General features: G+C 69.8%; 11 protein-coding genes and 1 rRNA gene. 4 read left to right on the forward strand and 8 right to left on the reverse strand.

Going from position 1 to position 14,757, the window contains the following annotated elements:
• From ACWD2L_RS36340 to ACWD2L_RS36360, 5 genes are all read right to left on the reverse strand, one after another.
• Complete coding sequence (locus ACWD2L_RS36340) at positions 1–744, reverse strand: MIP/aquaporin family protein (protein WP_351339467.1); 744 nt, start codon at positions 742–744, stop codon at positions 1–3.
• A gap of 314 nt (positions 745–1,058) precedes the next feature.
• Entirely contained in the window at positions 1,059–2,708 is a 1,650-nt protein-coding gene (locus ACWD2L_RS36345; protein ID WP_351339465.1) for a GGDEF domain-containing protein, read from the reverse strand.
• Between the two features lie 96 nt (positions 2,709–2,804).
• Complete coding sequence (locus ACWD2L_RS36350; protein ID WP_351339518.1) at positions 2,805–3,995, reverse strand: lipid-transfer protein; 1,191 nt, start codon at positions 3,993–3,995, stop codon at positions 2,805–2,807.
• A complete protein-coding gene (locus ACWD2L_RS36355; RefSeq protein WP_351339463.1) occupies positions 3,992–4,450 on the reverse strand; it encodes a Zn-ribbon domain-containing OB-fold protein in 459 nt (152 codons plus the stop codon). Before ACWD2L_RS36355 ends, ACWD2L_RS36350 begins: the two co-directional genes overlap by 4 nt.
• 160 nt (positions 4,451–4,610) lie before the next feature.
• A complete protein-coding gene (locus ACWD2L_RS36360) occupies positions 4,611–5,420 on the reverse strand; it encodes a M15 family metallopeptidase (protein WP_351339460.1) in 810 nt (269 codons plus the stop codon).
• Positions 5,421–5,512: 92 nt separating this feature from the next.
• On the opposite strand from ACWD2L_RS36360, the gene ACWD2L_RS36365 reads away from it, so the two are divergent.
• Positions 5,513–6,028, forward strand: a complete 516-nt coding sequence (locus ACWD2L_RS36365; RefSeq protein WP_351339515.1) for an NUDIX domain-containing protein — start codon at positions 5,513–5,515, stop codon at positions 6,026–6,028.
• A gap of 48 nt (positions 6,029–6,076) precedes the next feature.
• On the opposite strand, the gene ACWD2L_RS36370 is transcribed toward ACWD2L_RS36365, so the two are convergent.
• Positions 6,077–8,434, reverse strand: a complete 2,358-nt coding sequence (locus ACWD2L_RS36370; protein WP_351339457.1) for a glycoside hydrolase family 31 protein — start codon at positions 8,432–8,434, stop codon at positions 6,077–6,079.
• 215 nt (positions 8,435–8,649) lie between these two features.
• On the opposite strand from ACWD2L_RS36370, the gene ACWD2L_RS36375 reads away from it, so the two are divergent.
• Positions 8,650–10,623, forward strand: a complete 1,974-nt coding sequence (locus ACWD2L_RS36375; RefSeq protein ID WP_351339455.1) for an acetoacetate--CoA ligase — start codon at positions 8,650–8,652, stop codon at positions 10,621–10,623.
• A 102-nt stretch (positions 10,624–10,725) separates the two neighbouring features.
• The gene (locus ACWD2L_RS36380) at positions 10,726–11,628 is read left to right on the forward strand and encodes a hypothetical protein (RefSeq protein ID WP_351339452.1); all 903 of its coding nucleotides are present in this window, start codon (positions 10,726–10,728) and stop codon (positions 11,626–11,628) included.
• Positions 11,629–11,701: 73 nt separating this feature from the next.
• Here the strand turns inward: ACWD2L_RS36380 and ptsP are convergent, their stop codons facing one another.
• Positions 11,702–13,372: a phosphoenolpyruvate--protein phosphotransferase gene (gene ptsP, locus ACWD2L_RS36385; RefSeq protein ID WP_351339450.1), complete on the reverse strand. Its 1,671-nt coding sequence runs from the start codon at positions 13,370–13,372 to the stop codon at positions 11,702–11,704.
• 74 nt (positions 13,373–13,446) lie between these two features.
• Positions 13,447–13,896, reverse strand: a complete 450-nt coding sequence (locus tag ACWD2L_RS36390) for a PTS sugar transporter subunit IIA (protein WP_351339448.1) — start codon at positions 13,894–13,896, stop codon at positions 13,447–13,449.
• A 689-nt stretch (positions 13,897–14,585) separates the two neighbouring features.
• Between ACWD2L_RS36390 and ACWD2L_RS36395 the strand changes: the two genes are divergently transcribed.
• Positions 14,586–14,757, forward strand: a 16S ribosomal RNA gene (locus tag ACWD2L_RS36395); the annotation flags it as partial.

A 14,757-nucleotide genomic window follows, 5' to 3' on the forward strand; every position in this document is an offset into this window, starting at 1 on the left:
TCAGAACGCTGCGTTGTAGATGACCCCCGCCAGCGCGCCGCCGATGAGCGGCCCGACGACCGGGACGAGAGCGTAACCCCAGTCGGATGTCCCCTTGTTGGGGATCGGCAGGAACTGGTGCACGATGCGCGGGCCCAGGTCACGGGCGGGGTTGATCGCGTAACCCGTCGGCCCGCCGAGCGACAGACCGATGCCGACGACCAGGAGCGCGACGATCAGTACCTGCGTGCCGGACTCGCCGAGTCCCTTGGTGAGCCCGAACGCGAGGATGGGCAGAACCAGGCTGATCGTCGCGATGACCTCGGTGAGCAGGTTCGCGACCACGTTCCGGATCTCGGGGATCGTCGAGAAGATGCCGAGCGTCGGCGTCGGACCGTCCTCCGCGGCCTCCTCGCCCGAATCGACGTTGGCGTTGAACTGCGCGAGATACACCAGGTAGGCGAGGACGGCGCCCAGCATCGCGCCGACCATCTGGCCGAGCAGATAGACCCAGACCTTGTCCCACTTGCCGGTGTCGACCGCGATGCCGATGGTGACCGCGGGGTTGAGATGGCCGCCCGACAGCGGGGCGGCCGTATAGGCGCCGGCCAGCACGCCGAAGCCCCAGCCGAACGCGATGACGACCCACCCGGAGGCCTTCGCCTTGGAGTGTTTCAGAGTGACGGCGGCGCAGACGCCCGCGCCGAAAAGGATCAGAATACCGGTGCCGATGACCTCACCGATGAAGATGTCTCCGTTGCTCATGGCGGCTCCTAGGCCCTCGCCCGGGGGCAGTGCTCCCCGGTCCTCCGTGCAGGGTGCGTTTCCATGGCTGGTTCTGAACCACGGCTGCCGTAAGCAGGGAAGTCCCGCGCCCCGCCCGGCGTCCGTGACGAGCGTGCCTGCACAGTCGGAACCACACGTGGGGGAGCGGCTCTGACCTGCCGCAACCCGGCAGGAATGCGCACCTGGGGCAGCCAGGACCCCGAGCAGCGGTGGGCCGATTTGCGGCGATGCCGACTGACATCCGGAAGTGTTCACCGGCCGTAGTGGAGCGTCAAGGTCGTGGACGGCAACGGTTAACCGGCGGCCGGCGCTCCCTTCAGGTCGCGCGCGGCGGTCGTGGCTCGTGCGCCGCGGCGCACGTCGATACCTTCGCGCCCCGCCTGGCCGCAGACCCAACTCGCCCCGGAGAGCGCCTTCGCGGCCTTCTTGAGCGGGGCGAGCAGCGCCGCGGCCCGCCGGTGGTCGGGCACGCTGCCGGGCGGGCACACGACCGTGGCCAGCGACAGCGTCACCGCCCTGCCGCCCGCCGACCAGGGAGCGTCGAGCACGGCGGCCGCGAGCGGGCCGAGCCGCTCGGGATCGGCCAGGACCAGGAAGTCGTCACCCCCGATGTGCCCCACCCGCACGGAATCCGACGCCGTGCGCGCGAGGGCCCGTCCCACCGAACGGATCAGCTCGTCGCCCGCCGCGAACCCCGCACCGTCGTTGACCTGCTTGAACCCGTCGATGTCCAGCCAACTCAGGGCGAAGCCGCGGCCCTGCGCCACCCAGCGGTCCAACTCGCCCGTCACGGTGTCCGAACCCGGCAACCGCGTCAGCGGGTTGAGCCCGGCGGCCTCCTCGACGCGGCTCTCGGCAAGCGCCCGTACGAGGTCGGTGAGGCGTACGACGCCGACGCAGCGCCCGTCGTCGTCCACCACGGCGACGTCGTCGGCGGTGCGGGCGTGCTCGCCGTCCGCGACCACGTCGAGCACCTCCCAGGCGGTCGCGGTGACGCCCACCGTGCGCGGTCGGTCGCCGAGCCGCGCGGCGGGCCGGTCGGCGTACAGCGCGTGCCCGTAGCGCGTGGACAGCGACAGCAGGAAACGGTCCCGCTGCACCGACCGCACCGGTGCCCCGGCGGCGTCGACGAGCAGCACCCCGGTCACCTCGGCCGCTCCGGTGAGCCGGCGCCGCACCTGCTCCGCGGACACCGAATCGGGCAGCAGCGCCGCGGGCCGCACGAAGTCCCGCACCAGCGGCCCGGCCGGCCGCGACGAGCCGACGGTCGGGGGCAGTTCGGGCACGTACACGTCGGAGATCGGCAGCCGGGCCGCCGGGGCGAACAGATTGCCCTGCGCGAGCTGCGCCCCGGCGTCCCGGGCCGCCAGGCACTGGGTCTCGGTCTCCACGCCCTCGACCGCGAGCAGCGCGCGGATCTCCTCGCACAGCGTCCGCATGGCCCGCACCGTCGCACCGCGCGACAGCAGTGAGGCGTCGAGCTTGATCAGGTCGGGAGCGAGATCGTCGAGCAGCCGCAGCGGTACGTCGCCGTCACCCACGCCGTCGGCACAGATCCGGAAGCCCTCCTTACGCAGGACCGCGACACCCTCCAGGAGGGCGCGGTGCGGCACGTGCGTGAACGGCGGCCCCACATCGACGGTCACCTCCCACGGCAGGCGGCCCGCGTCCTGCACCGCGCGCCGCAGCGCGTCAAGACCGCCGAGGTCGGCGAGCGTGCCCGCGAACACGTTCACGTGCAGCGGCAGCAGCGTCTCCCGGCGTGCGGCATCACGGATCGCCAACGCGGCCAGGTCGCCGTCGAGTTCGGGCTCGCGATGCGCTCGTGAGAGCACATCACCCGACTCGGGGCGGGCGAGTATCTCCAGAGCCGCGGCCGACCCCGTGGCCAGATTGACCACGGGCTGGAAGGCGAAGCGGAGGCTGTCCGGCCAGGTGTGCACGCCAGCATGATGGCGTCGCACGGACGCCCCCAGGGCCGGTTCACACGCTGTTCACGCAGCATTCCCGCACGGCCACGCAGGGTACGCACGCGGCGGTCAGCGCACCGCCACGACCGACGAACCGTGGCCGAACAGGCCCTGGTTGGCGGTGATCCCGGCCCTGGCCCCGGCCACCTGACGGTCGCCTGCCGCACCCCGCAACTGCCACGTCAACTCGCAGACCTGGGCGATCGCCTGCGCCGGAACCGCCTCTCCGAAGGAGGCGAGTCCACCGCTGCTGTTCACGGGTATTCGGCCTCCGGGAGCGGTCGCGCCGTCCCTCAGAAGCTTGGCACCCTCACCCTCGCCGCACAGCCCGAGGTCCTCGTACCACTGCAACTCCAAGGCCGTGGACAGGTCGTAGACCTCCGCCAGGGACAGGTCCTCGGGACCGATCCCCGCCTCTTCGTAGGCGGCGCGGGCGATCGAGGCGCGGAACGCGGGACCTTCGGGGGCGACCCCTGCGGCCGAGTCCGTGGCGATGTCCGGGAGGTCGAGCACGGTGTTCGGGTACGTCGGCGTCACCGTCGACACGGCCCGTATGCGGACTGGATCCGCCGCTCCGTGCCGGCGCGCGAACTCCATGCTGGACAGCAGCAGCGCCGCACCGCCGTCCGACGTGGCGCAGATGTCGAGCAGCCGCAGCGGATCGGCGACCACGGCGGAGGCGGCGACCTCCTCGGCCGTCACCGTCTTGCGGTAGCGCGCGTTCGGGTTCAGCGCACCGGAGGCGGCGTTCTTCACCTTGACCTGGGCGAAGTCCTCGAGCGTGTCCCCGTGCACGGCCATGCGCCGGCGCGCGTACAGGCCGAAGTACGTCGGGTTGGTCGCCCCGAGCGCACGGAAGCGCAACCAGTCGGGATCGTCGGGCCGGTCGCCGCCTGCGGGCTTGAAGAACCCCTTGGGCGCGGCGTCGGCGCCCACCACGAGCACGACGTCCGCCATTCCCGAAAGGATCTGTGCCCGCGCCGTGTTGACCGCCTGGGCCCCCGAAGCGCAGGCCGCGTAGACGCTGGCCACGCGCGCGCCCTGCCACCCGAGGGCCTTCGCGAACGTCGCACCCGCCACGTAGCCGGGGTAACCGCCGCGCACCGTGTCCGCGCCGACGATCGATCCCACGTCACGCCAGTCGACCCCGGCGTCGGCGAGCGCGACCCGCGCCGCCGCCACCCCGTACTCGACGAAGCTGCGCCCCCACTTCCCCCAGGGGTGCATGCCCGCGCCGAGAACCGCCACGTCCCCCGTCATGCCGTCACCCCCGTCGGCCGCCAGTGCCACGTCGTCCATGTCGTCCCGGTCGCGTCGTCCCCCTCCTCGTTGAGCACGCCCGGCACGACCTCCACCTCCAGGCCGACCGCGAGATCGGCCACGGAGACGCCAGGAGCCCCCTGGCCGAGCACGACCAATCGCTCCGTCTCCAGCTCCACAGCGATCAACGCGTAGGGCTCCCAGGGAAGTTCCCGGTCCGACACATACGGTTCCGGTGGTCGGTACCTGGCGTCCGTGTACGACCAGACGCGCCCGCGCCGCGACAGGGGCAGTTCCACCAGCTCGCCGCCGGCGCAGGTGGGATTGCGGCACGCCCCGTCCTCGCGCGGAAAGAACACCGACGCACACGCCGAACAGCGCGTGCCCAACAGGCGGAAGTCGTCCCCCTCTCCGCTGAACCAGTCGGCCACGACAGGTGTACGCGTACGCGCCACAGTTCCTCCCCGGCAATGAATCTGACGGAACGTCAGAAGTGTGCCATGGGGAACCGAATGACGTCAGGGGTCCCGCAGAACCGTCCGCGCCCGACCGGCGTCCGTGATTGGTGAGGGCGCGACCGGGATCGACGGGGGTGCTTCCGGTCGCGCCCCCACATCACCGCCCCGTCAGAGAACGCCTGGAGACCGGGAAGTCGAAGTACGTGTCCGGGTAGAGCTCGGGGTCGTAGGTGTAGTGCCACCACTCCTCGGGAAGATTGACGAACCCTTGCGCGCCGAGCGCGTTCCGCAGCAGGTCCCGATTGGCCCGCTGCACCCCTTGGACGCGCGGATCGTCCGTGTGCGCGAGCGTGTCGAAGCAGTCGAACCCGGTCCCCATGTCCAGCGAGTTGTCGGGGAAGCGCTCCGCCTTCGGCCCGTAGCAGGGCGTGAGCTGCTCCCCGGGCACATAGGGGCGCGTGGGTCGGGCGGGCAACTTCACGACCGTCAGGTCCAGGGTGGAGCCACGACTGTGGCCCGACTTCTCCGCGATGTAGCCGTCCGCGAACAGGCGCGTCTTGTCGACGCGCGGATAGAACTCCGCCTTCATCTTCTGGTCGTCGAGATCCTTCGCCCAGCGGACGAAGTGGTCGACCGCACGCTGCGGGCGGTAACAGTCGTACACCTTCAGGGAGTAGCCCTTCTTCAGGAGGCCGATCTGCGCCTTGTGGAGCGCCTGCGCGGCAGGTCTCGTGAGGAGGCACATCGGCTTCTTGTAGCCGTCGACCGGCTCACCCATGAAGTCGTGCTCCGTGTAGTAGCGCATTTCCTGGATGATCGTGGAATCCACGTCATGGAGTGCCACGAAATCCTTGGGCGCCTTGGGGTCGGGCGTCGCCTGGGCAGCCGACGGTGCCGCGGCCACACCGAGCAGCGCGGCGGCGGTCAGGGCGGCGAGTTTCCGCAGAGCGGTGGAGGCTCGAGTCATGGATCAGCGTCTATCAGGAGCCGGGCCCACCGGGGAAGACCGCGGTCGAGTGATCGGATACAGTCCGCGCCGTGCCCGAATCAACCCACGCCATGGTCAACCCCGTTCCGGATTCCCACTGTTCGAGCTGCGGAGCCGCCTACGGGACCGAGGTGCACGGCTGGCCCCGCACCTGCCGGGCCTGTGACTCCGTCGCCTATCGCAACCCACTCCCTGTCGCCATCGCCCTGCAACCGGTGTACGACACGGTGGGCACCGCCCTCGTCACGATCACACGCACCATCGCCCCCGCGCGCGGGGAACCCGCCCTGCCCGGCGGGTTCATCGACGACCGGGAGGACTGGCGGCGAGCCGTCGTCCGTGAACTCCAGGAGGAGACGGGCATCGTCGCTGCGGCACGCGAGGTACGGCTCGTGGACGCCATGAGCGCCCCGGACGGCCACCTCCTGCTCTTCGGCCTCCTGCCCGAACGCCCAGCGGGATCCCTGCCCACCAGCGTCGCCACGGACGAGACGGACGGCTGGCACCTGCTGCGCCGCCCGACCGAACTGGCGTTTCCCCTCCATACGTTGGCAGTGAAGGCCTGGTTCGAGGGCCGCTACCTGTAGGAGCCAGGTCCCGGCGGGCGTCCAGCGGCGCCCTGCGCCGAAAGGCGCTCACAAGCCGCGCACACGTACCGGGTAGGGCGACTCGACCTCGCCGTCCTCCCTGTCCGCTTCGACGACCACGCGCCCCTTGCCCCAGCGCACCCGGAACCGCTCGATCTCCGGCTCCTCCCAGCCGTCCCCGACGTCCCGCGCCACGTAGCCATGGCCCGTACGTCCCGGTGCAGGCGCCCACGCCTCCAGGGCGACGCCCCCGCCCGGACCGCGCACAGGAAGCACCGACCCGCCACGCGCGAGCACCGGAATACGCGACAGGGGAGCATCCACCGTGATCCGACCGGGCCCTTCGAAGCCTTCGCCGGTCACCGTGTCGTACCAACGCCCAGGCGGCAGATGAACGGTGCGCCGGTCGGCTCCGGGCTCAAGGACGGGGGCCACCAACAGGCAGTCGCCCAACAAGAAGGCGTCCTCGCAGTCACGCAAGGCCCGGTCCTCCGGAGCACCCCACCACAATGGCCGCACAAGCGGGGCACCGGTACGCCGGGCGAGATGCGCGAGGGTCATGAAGTACGGAAAGAGGCGACGCCGCTCCTTCAGTGCCACGCGCGCGTGCGCGAGCACCTCCTCGCCGAACCCCCACGGCTCGCGCCGCCCCGCCCCCAGCGCCGAATGCGTGCGAAACAGCGGCATGTAGGCGCCCAACTGGCACCAGCGCAAGAACAGTTCCGGTGACTGCTTCCCGTTGAACCCACCCACATCAGGGCCGGAATAGGGCACCCCGCACAACCCGAGCCCCATCACCAACGAGAGCGAGGAACGAAGGCCGGCCCACCCGGTGGCGATGCCACCGGACCACGTCCCTCCGTAGCGCTGCAAACCCACCCACCCGGACCGGGAGAGCAAGAAGGGCCGTTCCTGCGGCTGCAGTTCGCGCAGACCCTCGTAGCCGGCCCGTGCCATGCACAGCGCGTACACGTTGTGCGCCTCCCGATGGTCACCGCCCCGCCCCTCGACCATGTGACGGGACGAACGGGGGAGCGTGGGCTCACCGAAGGCGGAGAAGGACCCCGGCTCGTTCCTGTCGTGCCAGAAACCCGAGAAGCCCTGCGCGAGCCGCTCCTCGTACAGTCCGCCCCACCACTTGCGCACCCGCTCAGCCGTGAAGTCCGGATACATCGACTCACCAGACCACACGACCCCGCGCACGGGCCTTCCCGCCGAGTCCCGCACGAAAGCGTCGATCGCCTGCCCGCCGTCGTACAAGGCGTTGCCGCGGCGTGCCTTGACCGCCGGGTCGACGATCGACACCAGCCGGACACCCTCACCGCGCAGATGCTCGGCCAGTCGGGGCAGGGAGGGGAACCGCTCACGATCGACGGTGACGGCCTCTCCCGCCGTGAGGTGATCGATGTCCAGATGGACCGCCTCCAGGGGCAGATCGCGCTCCCTGTAGTCCGAGACGACGCGACGCACCTCCTCCTCGCCCCCGAACCTCCGAAGCGCGTGCTGGTGGCCCAGCGCCCAACCCGGCGGTACGGCCGGAGCGCCGGTCAGCTGGGACCAGACGTGGAGTACGCGCGCGGGTGTGCCCACCACCACCCAACAGCGCAACGGGCCACCCTCCATGCGCAATTCGGAGGTCCCGGCGCAGTCGTGCCCGGAGCCGGCCCCCTCACTGCCCTCACGGAGGCGCACGGTGCCGTCCCACGTGTTGTCGTGGAACACCAGATACGTCCCCGCATCCGCGACCACCATCTGCACCGGCATCGTGAGCGACAACGGACCGTCCTGCCGGCCGAAGGAACCGCCGGGATCCGTGTTCCACAACCGGTACGTCGCGTCGCGCAGTCGCGGGCCCGACGCCCGGCCTCCCAGGCCGAAGAAACGCGCGTCGGCGGAGACCTCGCTCCGCTGCGCCCAGCGTGCCTCACCGCCGCCCTCGGGCTCCCACCACCGGGGCGGCAGATCGCGGCGCAGCAACACCCCGCCCGGCGTACGCACCTCCAAGGCGCCGTGTCGCGAGACCACGACGGTCACCCGCTCGGACACCAACCGCCAGCCGCCGTCCTTGTCCGGCTCGAGCACCGCCCGCGGATCCGCCTCCGGACAGAGCCCGGCCAGGGCGTACGACGGCTCGGGCTCGGCTCCGTCCCAGCTCCAGAAGAGCGCACCGCTCACGGTGACGGTGATGCGCAACCGGGACCGCGTGAACCGCACCAGGCCGCCGCCCGGTTCGGGCGTCACACCGACCACGGAGCCCGGCACCCGGGCCCGCTCGACGCCCCGGCGGGGAAGGCCCACGGAGTCCGCGCGGTGGCGCCGCCAGGACGCCCGAACGGAGCGCAGCCCGTGGGCCCACCCCACGGACGAAACCGCCTTCGCCAAGCGCACCAGGTCACGACCATCCATGCTGCTCACCCTGCCACCGAGGCGCACGCGCGCGTGCCGCGTTCAACTGCCGTTCATCCGTGGTGCCGGCACATCTTCGCGAGGCCGACTATGTGGGGTACGCCCTGGTGCCGAAGTCGATCACATGGCATCGTCCAGTGAGCCGCGTCAGGCGCACACTCTGCGGTGTGCGCCGAGGACGCACACGCCGCGCACGTACTTTCTGGAGCCGCATCATGTCCACCGTGAACCCGTCACCGCTCTGGCAGCCCGATCGCCAGCAGATCGCCGACGCGCAGATCACACGGTTCCAGGCCTGGGCGGCCGAGCAGCACGGCGCGCCCGCCGACGGCGGCTACGAGGCGCTGCACCGCTGGTCGGTCACCGAACTCGAAACTTTCTGGAAGGCCGTCACCGAGTGGTTCGACGTGCGCTTCACGCACCCGTACGCGCGTGTGCTCGGGAACCGTGACATGCCCGGCGCCGAGTGGTTCCCCGGCGCCACGCTCAACTACGCCGCGCACGCCCTGCGCACCGCGGACGACCCCGCGCGCGCGGACACGCCCGCGATCCTCCACGTCGACGAGACACCCGAACCCCGTACCGTCACCTGGGCCGAGCTCCGCGGCCAGGTCGGCTCCCTGGCCGCCGAACTGCGCGCCCTCGGAGTACGCCCCGGCGACCGCGTCAGCGGCTACCTGCCGAACATCCCCGAGGCCGTCGCCGCCCTCCTCGCCACGGCGGCCGTCGGAGCCGTGTGGACGTCCTGCGCCCCCGACTTCGGCGCACGCAGCGTCCTGGACCGCTTCCAGCAGGTCGAGCCCGTGGTCCTGTTCACGGTCGACGGCTACCGCTACGGCGGCAAGGAGCACGACCGCCGCGACACCGTGCGGGAACTCCGCGACGAACTGCCCTCCCTGCGCGCGGTGGTGCACATCCCGCTCCTCGGGACCGAGGCACCCGAAGGCGCCCTGGAATGGTCTGCCCTCACCTCCGCGGACGTCACACCCGTCTACGAAGAAGTGCCCTTTGACCACCCGTTGTGGGTGCTCTACTCCTCCGGCACCACAGGCCTGCCCAAGGCCATCGTGCAGTCGCAGGGCGGCATCCTCGTCGAGCACCTCAAGCAGATCGGCCTGCACTGCGACCTCGGCCCCGACGACCGCTTCTTCTGGTACACGTCCACGGGCTGGATGATGTGGAACTTCCTCGTCGGCGGCCTGCTCACCGGCACCACGATCGTCACCTACGACGGCAGCCCCGGATACCCCGAGACCGGCGCCCAGTGGGCGATCGCCGAACGCACCGGCGCGACCCTCTTCGGCACCTCCGCCGCATACGTCATGGCCTGCCGCAAGGCCGACGTGCACCCCGCGCGGGACCACGACCTCTCCCGTGTCAAGTGCGTCGCCACCACGGGATCGCCGCTCCCGCCGGACGGCTTCCGCTGGCTCCACGACGAGGTGCGGGACGACCTGTGGATCGCCTCCGTCAGCGGCGGCACCGACGTCTGCTCCTGTTTCGCCGGAGCCGTGCCGACACTCCCCGTCCACATCGGCGAACTCCAGGCACCCGGCCTCGGCACGGACCTGCAGGCATGGGACCCCGCCGGTGCCCCGCTGACCGACGAGGTCGGCGAACTCGTCGTCACCAACCCGATGCCGTCCATGCCGATCCGCTTCTGGAACGACCCCGACGGCACCAGGTACCACGACAGCTACTTCGACACCTACCCCGGCGTCTGGCGCCACGGCGACTGGATCACGCTGACCTCGCACGGCTCCGTCGTCATCCACGGCCGCTCCGACTCCACCCTCAACCGTCAGGGAGTCCGGATGGGCTCCGCCGACATCTACGAGGCCGTGGAGCGGCTCCCCGAGATCCGCGAATCACTCGTCATCGGCCTGGAACAGCCCGACGGCGGCTACTGGATGCCCCTTTTCGTCCACCTCGCGCCGGGCGCCGTCCTCGACGACGCGCTCCGCTCCCGCATCAAGCAGATCATCCGCGAACAGCTCTCGCCGCGCCACGTGCCCGACGAGGTCATCGAAGCCCCCGGCGTCCCGCACACCCTCACCGGCAAGCGCATCGAGGTGCCCGTCAAGCGCCTGCTCTCGGGCACACCACTGGAAAAAGCCGTCAACCCCGGCTCCATCGACAACCTCGAACTCCTCAAGTTCTACGAGGAGATCGCGCGCAAGCGAGCCTGACCGACCGCCTGAAACCGATGGTGCGGAAGTCACCGAACGTGGCGTTGTCAGTGCCCCTGATTACTCTGAGTGAGCATCGTTCAAGCGCACTCAGGGGGAATCATGGGGCACACTCAACACAACCGGGCGACCAGCGTGCGGCGCGGCCTGCGCCGTGAAGTGGCGGGAACCATCGGCCTGTTGGCCGACGAGCAGGACTTCGACGCGATGCGGCTCTACCGCAGCTTCACCTTCGAAGACCACACGACGTACCTGCGCCAAGTGGAAGGACTACTCAAATCCCAGGCCGCGGCCGGCGGATACACCACGGTCACGCTCTTCGACCCGGCCGAGTTCACGGAATTCTGCAGGGCGGAGGACCTGGACCCGGACAGCGCCGTCAGCCGTACTCGATTCACCGCGGAACTCGCCGCGTCAGGGCCGTTGGTCGCCTACCAGGGACAACCGATGGCCGACCTCGTCCCCGAACTCGTGAAAGAGGCCGTCCGCCAAGCGACCTGGGAGTTCGCGACGTCCATCCTCTCCCGGACAGGCGCGTGTGCCGTATGCGGGCAGGACGTAGGACGTATGGCCTTCGCCAGGGCTTCCCACCTGGTCTCCCGAATGATCGACGCGCTCGGCGAGGGAGCCCACCACTGGGTGTGCAGCGTGCTCACCGACAAGGAGTCCCTGCACGCCGTCCTGCACGTGGACGCGACGGAACCCGACACGGTCAAAATCGACGAGTCCGCGGCCATGGAGGTCACGGCCGTACTGGCGCTGGCAATCGTCAGCCGGCGCGCCAGTGCCGTCATCGTGCGCAGCTCGGTCACCGGCACGGAAGACCGTGTCCACGGCTGGCACCTGAAGGACCAGGGACTCCAACCGATCCCTGGGGGACGGGTCTTCGACGCCTATTGCACCGACGCGGACTCCGGCGACCTGTCCGCGCCGGAACCCGGCGTGAACTACTGCACCGCACCAGAAGTGGACGACACGAAACCGGAAGGGAGGCATCGGCACTGAACACCTCGGACAAGCGCGAAGGGCGCCCCGCCCAAAGGCGGAGCGCCCTCCGAAAGGCACCAGTCCGGCTCCGCTACTCGCCGGACAGCACGGCCTGAGCGGCGCTGCGCGCCTCCTCCGCCGACTCCGCGGCACGCGCGGCAGCGGCTGCCCGCTCGCACTGGGCCAGCGTGCACTTGCCGAGCGTCGACCGTACGTACGGAATCGAAGCGGCACCCATGGAAAGGGAGGTGACACCCAGACCCGTCAGCACGCACGCGAGCAGCGGGTCGGACGCGGCCTCGCCGCAGACGCCGCAACTCTTGCCCTCGGCCCTCGCCGCCTCGGCGGACAGCGAGACCAGGTCGAGCAGTGCGGGCTGCCACGGGTCCTGCAGACGCGACACGGCTCCGACCTGACGGTCAGCGGCGAACGTGTACTGGGCCAGGTCGTTGGTGCCGAGCGACAGGAACTCGACCTCCTGCAACACCGACCGGGCACGCAGCGCGGCAGACGGAATCTCCACCATCGCGCCGAACTTCGCCTGCAGACCGGCCGCACGGCAGGCATCGGCGAAGGCCTTGGCGTCGGCGCGGTCGGCCACCATCGGCGCCATGACCTCGAGGTAGACCGGGAGCCCTTCGGACGCCTTCGCCAGCGCGGTCAGCTGCGTACGCAGCACCTCCGGGTGGTCGAGCAGCGTCCGCAGACCGCGCACGCCCAGAGCCGGGTTGGGCTCGTCGCCGGGCGACAGGAAGTCCAGGGGCTTGTCGGCGCCGGCATCGAGCACCCGCACCACGACACGGCCCTCGGGGAACGCCTCGAGCACCTGCCGGTACGCCTCGACCTGCTTCTCTTCGGACGGAGCGTTCTTGCTGTCGTCGAGGAAGAGGAACTCGGTGCGGAAGAGACCGACACCCTCGGCCCCCGCCTCAACCGCCGCGGGCACGTCCGCCGGTCCGCCGACATTGGCGAGGAGCGGCACCTTGTGCCCATCAGAGGTGGCACCGGGGCCGGTCGAAGCGGCCAGCGCCGCCTTGCGCTCGGCAGCGGCGGCCTCCAACGAGGCCCGCTTCTCCGAACTGGGGTCAACGAAGATCTCACCGGTGCTGCCGTCCACGGCGACCACGGTGCCTTCGGCGAGCTCACCCGCGCCGGGAAGCGCCACCACGGCCGGCACGCCGAGGGCGCGGGCCAGGATCGCGCTGTGGCTGGTCGGCCCGCCCTCTTCGGTGACGAAACCGAGCACCAGCGCGGGATCCAGAAGCGCGGTGTCCGCGGGCGCAAGGTCCCGGGCGATCAGCACGTAGGGCTTGTCGCTGTCCGGGACGCCGGGCATGGGCACCCCGAGAAGGCGCGCCACGATGCGGTTGCGCACGTCGTCGAGGTCCGCGACGCGGCCCGCCATGTACTCACCGGCGCCCGCGAGGAGCTCGCGGTAGTGCGAGAATGCGTCGTAGATGCCGCGCTCGGCCGTGCTCCCGACGGCGACACGACGGTCGACGTCGGCCATCAGCTCGGGGTCCTGGGCGATCATGGCCTGAGCCTCGAGCACCGCCTGGGCCTCGCCACCGGCCAGGTTGCCGCGCGCCATCAGGTCGGCCGCGACAGCTTCGACGGCCTGGCGGGCGCGCCCCTGTTCGCGCTCGGCATCCTCAGCCGGAATCTGCTTGGCCGGCGGTTCCAGCACCGCCGTGCCCATGTGCCGAACCTCGCCGATCGCCACACCGTGGCTCACGCCGACGCCTCGCAGCGTTGTCTCCATCTCACCCGTCTCCGATAGTGCGGCGAGCGCTGCCGCCGCGTTGAATTCCTGCCGGCCTTCAGTGACGGAGTGCGTCACTTCCAGCCGAAGAGCGCGTCGCCGGCCTTGATGTCGCCGTCCTCGACGACACCGGACAGAGACTCCGCCGTGGCCTCGAGTGCGACGACCGGGCAGATCGGCGACTTGCCGGCGGCCTCGACGGCTGCCGGGTCCCAGCGGACCACGGACTGCCCGCGCTGCACGGTGTCGCCCTTGTTGACGAGCAGCTCGAAGCCCTCGCCGTTGAGTTGGACGGTGTCGATGCCCAGGTGCGTCAGCACACCGTGGCCTTCCTCATCCACGACGACGAAGGCGTGCGGGTGAAGGGACACCACGATGCCGTCCACCGGGGCCACAGCGTCCGACGCCTCACGCGCGGGGTCAATGGCGGAGCCGGGGCCGACCATCGCACCGGAGAACACCGGGTCAGGAACAGCGGAGAGCCCGATGGCGCGTCCGGTGAGCGGGGACGTCACACTGGTCATGGCAAGCCTCCCAGAGGGGCGGAGATTCAGGGTCGCCGTCACTGCCTGTCCTGGACGGCGTACTGTTCAGAAGCGTAAGTCATAAAAAGTCCCGGTTCCCTATGAGAGGCACCGGTTGGCGGCCGTAGGGGCCGCGGGCAAACGATTTGCGCCGAAGCTCGGGCCCGATGTACTGTCGTACCTCTGCCAGGGAGGCAGGCGACGCCCTCGAGCGTCCAACACCTCGGCAGCATCTATCAAGTCCTAAGTTGCATTGTGAACCGTATTTCTGCACGTCTGCAGAGGTGTGGCAAGCGGGCCGGAAAAGACTGATAGTGTTTGAACTCGCCGAAAGGGCCGCGAAAGCGGAAGTCCTCATTAGGTGGCGTCAATCCGAGGAAATCGGCCGGTGAAACGGTCTGATAGAGTCGGAAACGCAACAACAGCAAGACCGAAGGGAAGCGCCCGGAGGAAAGCCCGCGAGGGTGAGTACAAAGGAAGCGTCCGTTCCTTGAGAACTCAACAGCGTGCCAAAAATCAACGCCAAAATTTGTTGATACCCCGTCTCCAGCTATTTGCTGGGACGAGGTTCCTTTGAAAAGTCCTGCAGGCCACTGGTCGGCAGGCAACACAGCGAGGACGCTGTGAACGGTCGGATTATTCCTCCGACTGTTCCGCTCTCGTGGTGTCACCCCGATTACGGGGAAACATTCACGGAGAGTTTGATCCTGGCTCAGGACGAACGCTGGCGGCGTGCTTAACACATGCAAGTCGAACGATGAAGCCCTTCGGGGTGGATTAGTGGCGAACGGGTGAGTAACACGTGGGCAATCTGCCCTTCACTCTGGGACAAGCCTTGGAAACGAGGTCTAATACCGGATA

The organism is Streptomyces sp. NPDC002754 (genome assembly GCF_053592315.1).

What these genes read in the sequence shown, in the direction of transcription:
- ACWD2L_RS36360 (WP_351339460.1), bottom strand. Translation starts at nt 5,420, where the DNA reads ATGACTCGAGCCTCCACCGCTCTGCGGAAACTCGCCGCCCTGACCGCC.
- ACWD2L_RS36365 (WP_351339515.1), top strand. Translation starts at nt 5,513, where the DNA reads ATGGTCAACCCCGTTCCGGATTCCCACTGTTCGAGCTGCGGAGCCGCC.
- ptsP (WP_351339450.1), bottom strand. Translation starts at nt 13,372, where the DNA reads ATGGAGACAACGCTGCGAGGCGTCGGCGTGAGCCACGGTGTGGCGATC.
- ACWD2L_RS36340 (WP_351339467.1), bottom strand. Translation starts at nt 744, where the DNA reads ATGAGCAACGGAGACATCTTCATCGGTGAGGTCATCGGCACCGGTATT.
- ACWD2L_RS36380 (WP_351339452.1), top strand. Translation starts at nt 10,726, where the DNA reads ATGGGGCACACTCAACACAACCGGGCGACCAGCGTGCGGCGCGGCCTG.
- ACWD2L_RS36390 (WP_351339448.1), bottom strand. Translation starts at nt 13,896, where the DNA reads ATGACCAGTGTGACGTCCCCGCTCACCGGACGCGCCATCGGGCTCTCC.
- ACWD2L_RS36375 (WP_351339455.1), top strand. Translation starts at nt 8,650, where the DNA reads ATGTCCACCGTGAACCCGTCACCGCTCTGGCAGCCCGATCGCCAGCAG.
- ACWD2L_RS36370 (WP_351339457.1), bottom strand. Translation starts at nt 8,434, where the DNA reads ATGGATGGTCGTGACCTGGTGCGCTTGGCGAAGGCGGTTTCGTCCGTG.
- ACWD2L_RS36350 (WP_351339518.1), bottom strand. Translation starts at nt 3,995, where the DNA reads ATGACGGGGGACGTGGCGGTTCTCGGCGCGGGCATGCACCCCTGGGGG.